This is a genomic window from Hymenobacter sp. HSC-4F20 (genome assembly GCF_019599275.1).
Taxonomy (GTDB): Bacteria; Bacteroidota; Bacteroidia; order Cytophagales; family Hymenobacteraceae; genus Hymenobacter.
Genome location: NZ_JAHZTD010000001.1, coordinates 400,742 through 412,943, shown reverse-complemented (window position 1 = coordinate 412,943; position 12,202 = coordinate 400,742). Strand labels below are relative to the sequence as shown.

Annotated in this window: 14 protein-coding genes; 10 read left to right on the top strand and 4 right to left on the bottom strand. The window is 59.3% G+C overall.

The annotated features are described in order from the left end of the window. The first annotated feature begins 47 nt into the window (after positions 1-47). The 4 genes from K3G63_RS01795 (at position 48) to K3G63_RS01780 (ending at position 4,036) form a co-directional block, all read left to right on the top strand. Positions 48-950 carry a transketolase gene (locus tag K3G63_RS01795; RefSeq protein WP_110978157.1) on the top strand — a complete coding sequence of 301 codons (903 nt, stop codon included), beginning with the start codon at positions 48-50 and terminating at the stop codon, positions 948-950. 169 nt (positions 951-1,119) lie between these two features. Beyond that, positions 1,120-2,517 carry a VWA domain-containing protein gene (locus K3G63_RS01790; protein WP_259404230.1) on the top strand — a complete coding sequence of 466 codons (1,398 nt, stop codon included), beginning with the start codon at positions 1,120-1,122 and terminating at the stop codon, positions 2,515-2,517. Between the two features lie 100 nt (positions 2,518-2,617). Then, positions 2,618-2,980, top strand: a complete 363-nt coding sequence (locus K3G63_RS01785; RefSeq protein ID WP_220612381.1) for a hypothetical protein — start codon at positions 2,618-2,620, stop codon at positions 2,978-2,980. A 99-nt stretch (positions 2,981-3,079) separates the two neighbouring features. Then, positions 3,080-4,036: a transketolase family protein gene (locus tag K3G63_RS01780; protein WP_110978154.1), complete on the top strand. Its 957-nt coding sequence runs from the start codon at positions 3,080-3,082 to the stop codon at positions 4,034-4,036. 108 nt (positions 4,037-4,144) lie between these two features. On the opposite strand, the gene K3G63_RS01775 is transcribed toward K3G63_RS01780, so the two are convergent. Both K3G63_RS01775 and K3G63_RS01770 read right to left on the bottom strand, forming a co-directional pair. After that, complete coding sequence (locus K3G63_RS01775) at positions 4,145-4,684, bottom strand: hypothetical protein (protein ID WP_220612380.1); 540 nt, start codon at positions 4,682-4,684, stop codon at positions 4,145-4,147. Between the two features lie 126 nt (positions 4,685-4,810). Continuing rightward, on the bottom strand, positions 4,811-5,464 hold the full coding sequence (locus K3G63_RS01770) for a zinc ribbon domain-containing protein (RefSeq protein ID WP_220612379.1): 654 nt from the start codon (positions 5,462-5,464) through the stop codon (positions 4,811-4,813). A gap of 129 nt (positions 5,465-5,593) precedes the next feature. Between K3G63_RS01770 and K3G63_RS01765 the strand changes: the two genes are divergently transcribed. From K3G63_RS01765 to K3G63_RS01745, 5 genes are all read left to right on the top strand, one after another. Next, positions 5,594-6,319 (top strand): DUF481 domain-containing protein, encoded by a 726-nt coding sequence (locus tag K3G63_RS01765; RefSeq protein WP_220612378.1) that lies wholly within the window; start codon positions 5,594-5,596, stop codon positions 6,317-6,319. A gap of 107 nt (positions 6,320-6,426) precedes the next feature. Then, complete coding sequence (locus K3G63_RS01760; RefSeq protein ID WP_220612377.1) at positions 6,427-6,969, top strand: RNA polymerase sigma factor; 543 nt, start codon at positions 6,427-6,429, stop codon at positions 6,967-6,969. Positions 6,970-7,050: 81 nt separating this feature from the next. Then, a complete protein-coding gene (locus tag K3G63_RS01755) occupies positions 7,051-7,506 on the top strand; it encodes a hypothetical protein (protein WP_220612376.1) in 456 nt (151 codons plus the stop codon). A 34-nt stretch (positions 7,507-7,540) separates the two neighbouring features. Next, complete coding sequence (locus K3G63_RS01750; RefSeq protein WP_220612375.1) at positions 7,541-8,020, top strand: Spy/CpxP family protein refolding chaperone; 480 nt, start codon at positions 7,541-7,543, stop codon at positions 8,018-8,020. A 202-nt stretch (positions 8,021-8,222) separates the two neighbouring features. After that, a complete protein-coding gene (locus tag K3G63_RS01745) occupies positions 8,223-9,416 on the top strand; it encodes an aspartate aminotransferase family protein (protein WP_220612374.1) in 1,194 nt (397 codons plus the stop codon). Between the two features lie 68 nt (positions 9,417-9,484). Here K3G63_RS01745 and K3G63_RS01740 read toward each other — a convergent pair whose 3' ends face one another. Further along, the gene (locus K3G63_RS01740; RefSeq protein WP_220612373.1) at positions 9,485-9,913 is read right to left on the bottom strand and encodes a TerB family tellurite resistance protein; all 429 of its coding nucleotides are present in this window, start codon (positions 9,911-9,913) and stop codon (positions 9,485-9,487) included. A gap of 248 nt (positions 9,914-10,161) precedes the next feature. Between K3G63_RS01740 and pfkA the strand changes: the two genes are divergently transcribed. Continuing rightward, positions 10,162-11,133 (top strand): 6-phosphofructokinase, encoded by a 972-nt coding sequence (gene pfkA / locus K3G63_RS01735; protein ID WP_220613846.1) that lies wholly within the window; start codon positions 10,162-10,164, stop codon positions 11,131-11,133. Between the two features lie 171 nt (positions 11,134-11,304). On the opposite strand, the gene miaA is transcribed toward pfkA, so the two are convergent. After that, the gene (gene miaA, locus K3G63_RS01730; RefSeq protein ID WP_220612372.1) at positions 11,305-12,201 is read right to left on the bottom strand and encodes a tRNA (adenosine(37)-N6)-dimethylallyltransferase MiaA; all 897 of its coding nucleotides are present in this window, start codon (positions 12,199-12,201) and stop codon (positions 11,305-11,307) included. Between the last annotated feature and the right edge of the window lies 1 nt (position 12,202).

Sequence of the window (12,202 nt, the reverse complement as noted above, 5' to 3'; positions counted from 1 at the left end):
CCGCCCAACTTTCTACCTTTGTTTCCCATCAAACCCTAACTCAGCACATGGCTCAGGATTCCTCATTTGCCGCTTCCTCCGAAACGCACACGCCTACCCCCACCCGCTCGGTGGATGATTTGAAGCAGATTGCTGCCCAGGTTCGCCGCGACATCGTGCGCATGGTACACGCCGTTAACTCGGGTCACCCCGGCGGTTCGCTCGGCTGCACGGATCTGCTGGTGGCACTGTACTTCAAGGTAATGAAGCACACCCCCGAGCCCTTCGACATGAACGGCATCGGGCAAGACCTGTTTTTCCTTTCCAACGGCCACATTTCGCCGGTATTTTACTCAGTGCTGGCCCGCTCGGGCTATTTCCCCGTGGGTGAGCTGGCGACCTTCCGCAAGCTGAACTCGCGTTTGCAGGGCCACCCCGCTACCCACGAGCACTTGCCCGGCGTACGGGTAGCTTCGGGTTCTTTGGGCCAGGGCTTGAGCGTAGCCATCGGGGCTGCCCAGGCCAAAAAGCTCAACAACGACGACCGGAAGGTGTTCGTGCTGATGGGTGACGGGGAGCTGGAAGAAGGCCAGATTTGGGAGGCCGCTATGTATGCCCCCCACCACAAAGTAGATAACCTGATTGCCTTCGTGGACCGCAACGGCCAGCAGATTGACGGACCCACCGAAAAAATCGGTGGCCTCGGCGACCTGCGCGCCAAGTTCGAAGCCTTCAACTGGCGCGTACTCGAAACCGACGGCAACGACCTCGAAAAGCTGCTCCCCACCATCGAAGAAGCCGTGCAGCTCAGCGGCCAGGGCCAGCCGATTATGGTGTTGATGGATACCCAGATGGGCTACGGCGTTGACTTCATGATGGGCTCGCACAAGTGGCACGGGGTGGCCCCGAACGACGAGCAACTGGAAAAAGCCCTGCAGCAGCTGAGCGTAGAAAAAGCCGGCGACTACTAGCACCCTGCCCTCCTGGCAACAGTTCACAACCATGCGTCTGTCATGCTGAGCGGAGCCGAAGCATCTCTACCTCTGGCTAATCAATGAAGCCTCTAACGAAGCAGTAGAGATGCTTCGGCTCCGCGGACGCCAAATCAGGCATGACACGGTCTTTTCTCTGTCTTTTGTAATGCGCTACTTGGCTTTGGTTACGTGCTTGCTGCTGAGCCTGCTGGCTCCCTGGCGGAGCCGTGCCCAAAACGTAGCCCCCGAGAAGCCCCGGACTACCCGCATCCTGTTCGTGCTCGATGCGTCGGGCTCGATGCGGGCGCCCTGGGAAGGGCAGCAGCGCTGGGACGTAGCCAAAAACCTGCTCTCGAAGATGGTGGACTCGCTCAATGCCTACCCCAACCTGGAGCTGGCATTGCGCGCCTACGGGCACCAGCACGAGAACAAGGAAAATAACTGCGAGGACTCGAAGCTGGAAGTGGCCTTCGCGCCCAAAAACGCGGGGGCCATCAAGGCGCGGCTGAAAACCATCGACCCGAAAGGCAACACGCCCATCACCTACTCGCTGCTGCAGTCGGCCCAGGACTTTCCGGCGGACCGCACAGCCCGCAACGTGCTCATTCTGATTACCGACGGGCTGGAATCCTGCAAGGGCGACCCGTGCGCTACGGCCGTAGCGTTGCAGCGCAAGCATGTGTTCCTGAAGCCGTTCGTAATTGGCATTGGGGCCGAGCGAGAATTTGGCAAGCAGCTGGAATGCCTGGGGCAATATTACAACGCGGCCGATGTGAAGACCTTTCGGACCATCCTCAACGATGTAGTAGCCCAGACCCTGGCCAAAACCACGGTGGCCGTAAACCTGACCGACGAGGCGGGCCGGCCGGTGGAGTCGAACGTGAACATGACCTTTCTCAACAACGTCACGGAGCAGCCGGAGTACAACTACGTGCACTACCGCGACGCCCAGGGCAAACCCGACGTGCTCGACATCGATGCCCTGCAGAGCTACGATTTGGTCATTAACACGGTGCCGCCGGTGCGCCAGCAGAACCTGCCCATTCGGCCCGGCAAGGCCAATGTACTCACCTACAAAACGCCCCAGGGCACACTCTGGCTGCAGAGCCCCGGCCTCTCACCCAACCCCTACGGTACGGTGCAGGCGGTGGTACGGGCCCAGGGCAACCCGGCCACGGTGGTGGCCCTACCCTTCGGGAGCCGGCAAAAGCTGCTGGCCGGCAATTACGAGGTAGAGCTGTTGACCCTACCCCGCCAGATCCGGCGCATCTCGGTGAAGCAGGGTCAGGAAACCGCCGTGACCTACGAAGCGCCCGGCATCCTGAACATCGTGTCGGATCTGAAGGGCTACGGCAGCATCTACCGGCTCAACAACGACGAGTCGCAGACGTGGGTGTACAACCTGCCCGACGGGGGTAGCAGCAAAATCAACCTACCGATGCAGCCGGGGGCCTACCGCCTGGTGTTCCGGACCAAAACCGCCACCGGCAGCAAGTTCACCGATGTCCGCAATTTCACCATCCGGCCCGGCCAAACCACCTCAGTCAGCATTTTCGGACGATGAATTGGCAAAATAGTAATGCAACCGAAGTTGAGATTGAAATGCGTGTTCTGCTTCGTTAACGAGTTGAGCAAGCCGCACTTATAGTATTTATGTTTCCCTCATGCAACCGAAAGCCAGTTCTTTGAAGAAGCGACTGTTCCTGTTAATAGCAGGAGGTACAATCTTTTACTTCTCTTTTGATCCGCTAGGTAGTTTACTGGATAAGCAGATGCTAGGAGAACACCCCGAAGTTATTCTTGCTGCTAGGGATGGTGCCAAAAATTTTCCGAAAATACTCACCCGTACAGGAAAGATATTTTCAGAAGAATACAAGATGAATACACCTGACTCCAAGCAGGACTCGCTCGAACTTGACATAAAGCTGGAAGGTGAGAAGGCCACTGCAACCATCAATGCGCGTGCAGTGAAGCAGGTATCCGGGGTATGGAAAATTTATCAGAGCGACACTACATTCACCCAATAGCGCACTGTCACTTGTCTGATAAAACAGTAAAGATGCTTCTGCTAGTTAAGCATGACAGGTCTCTAAACAGCTAAAAACAAGAACCCTACAACTCCACATATGAAAGACTTTCCCTACACCGAATCGAAGGATACCCGCAGCGGCTTTGGCGCGGGCTTGCAAGAGCTGGGCAAAACCAACCCCAACGTGGTAGCCCTTTGCGCCGACCTCATTGGCTCGCTCAAGATGGATGCCTTTATCAAGGACAATCCTGAGCGTTTCTTCCAGGTAGGCATTGCCGAAGCCAACATGATGGGTCTGGCCGCCGGCCTTACCATTGGGGGCAAGATTCCCTTCACCGGTACCTTCGCTAACTTCAGCACGGGCCGCGTGTACGACCAGATCCGGCAGAGCATTGCCTACTCGGGCAAGAACGTGAAGATCTGCGCTTCGCACGCGGGCCTGACGTTGGGCGAAGACGGTGCTACCCACCAGATTCTGGAGGACATCGGGATGATGAAGATGCTACCCCACATGACGGTCATCAACCCCTGCGACTACAACCAAACCAAGGCCGCTACCATCGCAATTGCCGACTATGAAGGCCCGGTGTACCTGCGCTTCGGCCGCCCGGTAGTGCCCAACTTCACCCCCGCCGACCAGAAGTTTGAGGTAGGCAAAGGCATCGTGTTGAACGAGGGTACTGATGTGAGCATCTTCGCTACGGGCCACCTGGTATGGAAGGCCATCCTGGCGGGCAAGCTGCTGGCCGAGAAAGGCATCAACGCCGAAATCATCAACATCCACACCATCAAGCCCCTGGATGCCCAGCTGATTCTGGAATCGGCCCGCAAGACGCGCTGCGTAGTAACGGCCGAGGAGCACCAGATGAACGGCGGCCTCGGCGATTCCATCGCCCAGCTGCTCATCCGCGAGGAGCCCCTACCCCTGGAAATGGTAGCCGTAAACGATTCCTTCGGCGAATCGGGCACGCCCGACCAGCTGATGGAGAAGTACGGCCTCAACGAGCAAGCCATTGTCGCCGCCGTGGAGAAAGTAATGGCCCGCCGCAAGTAATTCCGGCTGACGGTTCATGATACAAAAAGCCCCTGTTGCCAACGTGCAGCAGGGGCTTTTCAGCTTAAAAACACGTGGTGTTCAGGTGCTGCTCTCGTAGCCTGACTGCTACCGCAAACCGGCCCACCGCTGGGGTAGCACGGCATCCAGGTATAGCCACTCGGCGCGGTTAGCTAAGGTGTAGTCGTGGTAGCAGGCCAGGAAGGCTTCGGTTTCGCGGTACACTTCCTGCAGGGCCTCGGCGGGGCCAGAGGCGGCGCGCTCATAGTCGGCGGCCAGGCCGTAAATCCAACCGACTTCTACCTCTGATTCTACCAGCGTCCGGAGGCGGTACAGAGCCCGGCTGATGCGGCCCAGCGGCCAGTTGCCGCCCGCCAGGCGCTGCTGCAGCCACGCCAGGGCAGGCCGCGCGGAGAAGCGGGCCGGTGGGAAGGCCGCGGCCAGGTAGGCCGAAACATCTGGCTGGCGCAGGCGCAGCAACCGATACAGCTCCACGAAAAAGCCGTTGGGCGCTTCTTCGCGGAGCAATACCGCATCCACCCACTCGCTTACATCCGCCAGCGTTACTACCTCCAGTTGCAGGCCCAACCGGAGGTAGTACGCCACTTCGCTTAAGGGCAAGCCGCTGAATTCCGCTTCCAGGTCCATAGGCGTTGGGCTGCCGTATGCGGGCAGCTCTTTTGCATACGGCCGCGCGGGCCGCCGGTAAGCCAGCACCTGGTTTTTTCGGCAATTGGGTTTCGGCTCTTGTTCGGGGGTAGGAAACCTGGGGCCCTACCCCTGCTTGCTGCCGCACTCGGCGCAGAACCGCTGCTCGGGCTTCACGGTGGCGCCACAGTCGCCGCAGAATTTGTCTTTAGCTTGGGCCGCTACGTTGGGCGTGCCGCAGGTGGGACAGAATTTCTGGCCGGGGGCCAGCTTGGTCTGGCAGCTCTGGCACTGCACCAGGCCGCTGGTGTTCAGGAAATCCAGACCTTTGGTGTAGTCCTGCTCCCGGGTTTTGGTGCGGATTTGCTCACTGGCGGCCTGGCGCTGCTGGGCGGCCAGTTCTTCGTGCTCGTCGGGGGCGCAGCTTTCGCAGAGGCTGGCCTGGTGGTTCCAGCACACGTCGGGGCATACCCAGTGGCCGCAGCGGGTGCACTGCTTGAAGTAGGTTTTGCCCTCCTGCACGGCTTTTTCCAGAGCGGCATCGTGGGCCTTGCCGCCAATGGCGCGCTGCACGTGGTAGGCGGCGCTGCCGGCGCTGGAGAAGCTGCCCCCAAACAGGCTACCAGCCGCCCGCATCAGCTCGCCGGCAATGCCAATGGCGTTGGGGTGGAAGCGCGACATGTGCCCATTGCGGCATTTGTCGCAGTAGAACTTGAACTGAAAGCCTTTGTCGGTGGATAAATCGTCGTGGTTGGCGACGAACTGAATCATGCTGCTCATGGCGGAAAGGACGAGTGGAGGGCTAAAAGTAGCATTTCTATATATTCCATTCGTAGCTTTTCCTTTCCCCTACCTCCGCTTCCGGGCTTATACTTGCAGACACTTTGGAGTTTCCTCTCCGCCGTCGGCATGCGCTTCCTGTATTTTCTGCTTCCCCTTCTGCTCCTGCTGGTCCGCCCCGCCCGCGCCCAGCGGGCCGATACCACCATTATCCGCTACACCGGCCAGCTAACGGGGCAGTATACCTCGGGCGGCGTCAACCGCACGCTGTTTGCTACCTCCCACTCCGTTACCCTGCTGCGCGGGCTACACTTTGGGGCCCCGGTTACGGGTAGCTTCACATTTGGCAAGCAGGAAGGTCTGCTCAAGGAACGTGAATTTCTGCTCAATACTACCCCCTACTACTGGAAAGGCCGGTTCCGCTTCTACGGCATTGGGGGCTACGAGCGGAGCAACCTGCGCGGCATTGATAACCGCTACCAGGTGGGCGCCGGCCCCGGCTGGGCTATTTATACTGATTCGCTGAACCGCGAGGTAGCCGTGAGCAACCTGCTTATTCGGGAGGCCACGTACTTTCAGGATGGCTCCAGCCGCACCGTGGTCCGTAACTCTACCCGCCTGAAAATTGCGTATTCCTACCGGGTCTTCAGCCTGAACTCCATTACCTTCTACCAGCCCAACCTGCAGAACTTCGCCGATTACCGCGTCACGCAGCAGTCGAGCCTGGCATTTCGCTTCACCCCGCGCTTTGCCATTACCAGCACCTACACCTACACCTTCGAAAACCGCATCCTGGAAGGCAAACCCACCGACAATACCAACGTGACGGTGGGCATCACTTACAGCACGAAGTAGCGCGGGCGGCGCGGCCGCGTATTGGTTTCCGCTGGCTCCGTTAAACCTTTCGACCCCTACCTCCTCTAAGCTCCTAAACTCGCCCTAACCCGCCCTGCCTGCGCCCCTTGGAAGACCAGGAGATACTCGTCAAGTTTCGTGACCCCGCCACCCGCAACGTGGCCTTTAATCAGCTGGTGCGCAAGTATCAGCAGAAGGTGTACTGGCACGTGCGCAAGATGGTGGTGGACCACGATGACGCCGACGACCTGACCCAGGATGTATTCGTGAAGGTGTGGAACCACCTGGAAAATTTCCGCCAGGATGCCTCCCTCTACACCTGGATTTACCGCATTGCTACCAACGAGTGCCTGAGTTTGCTGCAAAGCAAGCGCCGCAGGTTTTTCCTACCCCTCCATGATGTGGGAGCTGAGCTGTCGGCCAAGCTGGAGGCCGATGACAGCCTGGCCGGCGACGAGGTGGAGCTGAAATTGCAGAAAGCCATCCTGCGCCTTCCCGATAAGCAGCGCCTCGTGTTCAATTTGCGCTACTACGATGAGATGCCCTACGAGCAGATGGCCGAGGTAACGGGCACCTCCGTGGGTGCCCTGAAAGCTTCCTACCACCACGCCGTCAAGAAGATTGAGCAGTACGTAAATGAGCAAACCTAGCCCGGTAGCGGGCCACGTAAAAAACGCTGTGCAAACCCAGCACTCCATTAAACCTTGCTGGCCTAACCGCCTCTAACTGATATGAATACTCCTTTTCGTCTGGCTGAACGTCCGCGCCGGGTGCACCCACCCCTGGCCCCGCCCCCGGACCGCTACTTCGAGCAACTACCTCTGCGCATGATGCAGCGCGTACAGGCCGAGGCTCCGCGCGAAACGGCCTGGAGCTGGCTGGCTGGCCTTTCGGCGCCCGTACGCACGACCCTGGCTTCGGTGGCAGTGCTGGGTGGTTTCGTGGCCTCGTTTCTACTGAGTTCAGCGCCTGCCCCCGTAGCCTCGGCTTACGCAACCTTGGCCCAGGTGCCGCGCGAGGAGATGGTGCAGTACTTGCTGGCCAGTGACCAGCGCCTCACGCTTTCGGACCTGGCCGAGCTGCCCGCCGCTACCCAGAACCTATCCACCGAAGGCTACCTGCACGCCTCCGACCAGGAAGTGCAGGACCTCCTCGACGCCCAGCCCAGCGAGGAAACCTACCTCTAACTCCTAACTTTTGCCTATCCCTCGTTTTGCTCTCATGAAATACTTGCTTCGTAGCTTTCTGGTGCTGATGCTGCTGGCGGTAGCGCCGGTTTTTTCCTTTGCCCAGACCGGGCGGGCCGAACGGCTCAGTCAGCTGGAAAACGCCAAAATTGCCTACCTCACCGATAAGATTTCGCTGACCCAGGATCAGGCCCAGAAGTTCTGGCCCGTGTACAACGACTTCACGAATAAGCGCCGGGAATTAAATCGCCGCATGCGCCAGCTGCGCATAACCAACCCCGATGCTCTCACCGACCAACAGATTCGCGAAAACCTAACCCAAGCCATGGACTTGCGCCAGCAGGAAGTAAAGCTGGAAAAAGACTACCTCGATAAGTTCCAGAAGGTGCTGAGCATCCGGCAGGTAGGCAAGCTCTACGCCGCGGAGCGCGAATTTACGCGGGAGGTTATCAAGCGCGTTGCCGACCGGCCGGGCGGCCGGCGCGGCAACCCCACTGCTGGCCACGACAACTAAGCTTCGGCTCTTGCTTTGCCTTCGCGCGAAAAGCGGCTGCTCTGGCAGCCGCTTTCTTTTTTTTTATGGCTGCCCGCTCTCTGGCTCAACGCTTCCGACCAGGAATAAGGGCCAAGCCTGGGACAGGTCTTCCCTACCCCTGCTGGCCCCGCAAACCTCTGTTTCCGCCCTACCTTTGCGGGCTGAAGTTGTTATACCGCATATGCTTACTCCCCGCCAGCTTTTCCTGCGCCACCAGGCCCAAACCTCCGACTTTCCGCTGCTCCTGGAAATTGAGCGCGCCAAGGGCGTGTACATGTACGATACCCAGGGTCAGCCCTACCTCGATTTGATTTCCGGTATTGGCGTCAGCAACGTTGGTCACCGCCACCCACGGGTACTGCAGGCCATCCAGGATCAACTCGATAAATACCTGCACCTCATGGTGTACGGCGAGCTGGTGCAGGCCCCACCGGCCCAGCTCGCGGAGGCCCTGCACCAGACCCTACCCGCCCACCTCGACAATGTGTACTTCACCAATTCCGGCACCGAGGCCGTGGAGGGCGCCCTGAAGCTGGCCAAGCGCCACACCGGCCGCACGGGCCTGCTTTCCAGCTACAACGCCTACCACGGCTCCACCCACGGGGCCCTTAGCATCACGGGTTCCGAAGGCTTTAAGAACTCGTTCCGGCCCTTGCTGCCCGACGTGCGCCACTTCCGCCACAACAACTTCGAGGACCTGCAGCTGATTGACGAGCACACGGCCGCCGTGGTCATTGAAACGGTGCAGGGGGAGGCCGGCGTGCGGGTGCCCGCCCCGGGCTACCTGCCCGCTCTGCGTCGGCGCTGCACCGAGGTGGGCGCCCTGCTCATCCTCGATGAAATTCAGTGCGGCTTTGGGCGTACCGGCACGTTCTGGGCCTTCGAGCAGTTCGGCATCGAGCCCGATATTCTGCTCACGGCCAAGGGCATGGGGGGCGGTATGCCCATTGGGGCCTTTATTTCGTCCCAGGAAATTATGTCGGGCTTCAAAACCAACCCCATCCTGGGGCACTGCACCACGTTTGGGGGGCATCCGGTGTCGTGCGCGGCTTCCCTGGCTACGCTGCGCGTGATTCAGGAGGAAAATCTGCTGGCTGGGGTAGCCGAAAAGGCTGCTCGTTTTCGTCGGCAGCTGGTGCACCCGGCCATTCGGGAAGTGCGGGGCTGGGGGCTTTTGCTGGCCGTGGAGTTTGATTCCTTCGAGGTGCTCAAGCCCATCATCGACCACGCCCTCTGGCAGGAGCGCATCCTCACCGACTGGTTTCTGTTCTGCGACAATTCCTTGCGCATTGCCCCGCCCCTCACCATCACCGACGCCCAGATTGACGACGCCTGCGCCGCCCTCCTGCGGGCCATCGACGCCGTTAGTCAATAAGCAAAAAAGCGGAGCCGTTCCCGAACCCCTGAAGGGGACCAGAACGGCTCCGCAGTATGTATTCGTTATTAATTTCCCAGAAACGTCTGGGTATCTTCTTTGATTTGCTCGCGGGGGAAACCGTCCTTCACACCCTGCGAAATTCGGCGCACCAGCACGGCCACTACGTCTTTGCGGAAGCCCAGCTTCTCGGCCATATCTACGCAGAAGTCCATTTCCGTGTCGTCCACTACCCCGTCGGCCAGCATCATGTCCACGAGGTCGAAAATCTGGTCGAACCGTTCGGAGTCGTTGTCGGGAATGATGAGGCGGACGTTGCTGGAGTTGCCTACAATGGAGCGGACCTCATCGGGGCGCATCCCATTTTTGCGTCCTACGGCCACGATAAAACTCATTTCCCGCTCGTCGATGTGCCCATCGGCCTTAGCCAGCGCAACCAAGTTCATGATGTGGCTCTTGACTTTTTTGGTCTGCTCGTTTTCAAAAAAACCAAACATACGGGGCGGGCATTAGGTAGGGTAGGACAGCAGAGAGAGCGGCGGCTGGCAGCACCAGCAACTTCAGGAAGTTAGCCAGCCGCAGCACAACACGCAATACCCCGATACGATGGCGGTGAAAAAACAGCTGTCGGCCAAGGGTATTTTATCTTTTACAGAAGCAGAGGCTGTAGTTTCCCGCGGGATTTACCACCTTTGCCCGGCCCGACCCCGTCGGGCTTTTGTTTGAGTACGGAAGAGAGCATATGATGAAACGCATTGCAGTTTTCACCAGTGGGGGCGACGCGCCCGGTATGAATGCCTGCATTCGGGCCGTAGTGCGCACGGCCGTGTACCACGGTATTGAAGTATATGGCATCATGCGCGGCTACAGCGGCATGATTAAAGGCGAGTTCGTGAAGCTGGATTCGGCTTCCGTCGCCAACACCATTCAGAAGGGCGGCACCATTCTCAAATCGGCCCGCAGCCAGAAGTTCCTGACGAAAGAAGGGCGGCAGCAGGCCTTCGACCAGCTCGTAAACCACGGCATCGATGGTCTGGTAGCCATCGGGGGCAATGGCACCTTTACCGGCGCCATGATCTTCGAGCAGGAGTTTGGTATTCCGACGGTGGGCGCCCCCGGCACCATTGACAACGACCTCTACGGCACCGACTATACCATCGGCTACGACACGGCCGTGAACACCGCCCTGGAAGCCATCGACAAAATTCGCGACACGGCAGACTCGCACGACCGGTGCTTCTTCGTGGAGGTAATGGGCCGCGACTCGGGCTACATTGCCATTCCGTGCGCCATTGGCGGCGGGGCCGAAATTGTGATGGTGCCCGAAACCCAGATGTCGACGGAAGCCGTCATTGACAATCTTAAAACCAGCTGGCAGCGCTCCAAAACCTCGTTCCTGGTGGTTGTGGCCGAGGGCGAAGAAGAAGGCAACGTGCACGCCGTGGCCCAGCAGGTGAAAGCCGCCATTCCGGAGCTAGACACGCGGGTAACTATCATCGGTCACATTCAGCGTGGGGGCTCCCCTTCCGCGTCGGACCGTATGCTGGCCTCCCAGATTGGTATTGCGGCGGTAGAAGGCCTCATGAACGGTATGCGCAACGTGATGGCCGGCATCGTGGACCGCAAGCTGGTGTACACGCCCTTCGTAGATACTATCCACAAAAAGAAGATGATCAACCAGAGCTTTATGCGCATGGTAGAAATTCTCAGTGTGTAAGCCGTGACAGATAGCAGGTAGGTTACCCACAGGTTGAGGGCCCTTCTTATGGTAGCACGCGGGATGCTGAACACTTTCGTTCACTTCCCTCGTTCGGCCGCAAGAAGGGCCTTTGCGTGTAGAGCGCCGTGGGGCTACCTGCCATTCGCCTCATAACGTACGTGTCACATGTTACTTCATCACCTCGGCGGGGTGAAACCAGTGGTACTGCGGGTCGCGGCGGAGCCAGGTAAGTTGGCGTTTGGCGTAGCGGCGGGAGTTGCGCTTGAGTAGGCGCACAGCTTCGGGGTAGTCGTAGAGGCCGTCGAAGTAGTCGAATAGCTCCTGGTAGCCTACCGTCTGGAGGGCATTGTGGTGGCGGTGTGGCAACAGGCTGCGGGCTTCTTCTTCCAGGCCGGCAGCCAGCATGTGGTCCATGCGCTGGTCGATGCGCTGGTAGAGTTCTTCCCGCTCACGGGTCAGGGCTATTTTCACCACGTTGAAAGGGCGTGCGGCTGCTTTGCCACCGTGGAACGAGCTGAACGGCTGCCCGGTAGCCCGGCTGATTTCCAGAGCCCGTAGCACCCGCTGCGGATTCTGGCGGTCAATCCGCTCGTAGCTTATGGGGTCGAGGCGGGCCAGTTCGGCTACCAAGGGCGCTAGGCCATGCGCTTGCAGCTCCGTGCGCAGCTGCTGGCGCACTTCTGGCGGCGCGGCGGGCAGGTCGTCGAGGCCTTCCGTAACGGCTTGCAGGTAGAGGCCCGAGCCTCCGGTCAGGACGACTACCCGGTGGCGCTGAAACAACTCCGCTAATAAGGCCAGCGCATCCTGCTCGAAGCGGCCCGCGTTGTACTCTTCGGTAATGCTGTGCGAATTGATGAAATGGTGCGGCACACCCTGCATTTCCGCGGGGGTAGGCTTAGCCGTACCGATGTTCAGCTCCCGAAAAAACTGCCGCGAATCGGCCGATACTATTTCGGTGCCGAGCTGCTGGGCCAGGTGCACACACAAATCCGTTTTGCCCACGGCCGTTGGTCCGGTTACAACCAGCAAAGTAGGTTCGGTAGCGGCGGCAAGTTCAGTGAGCATG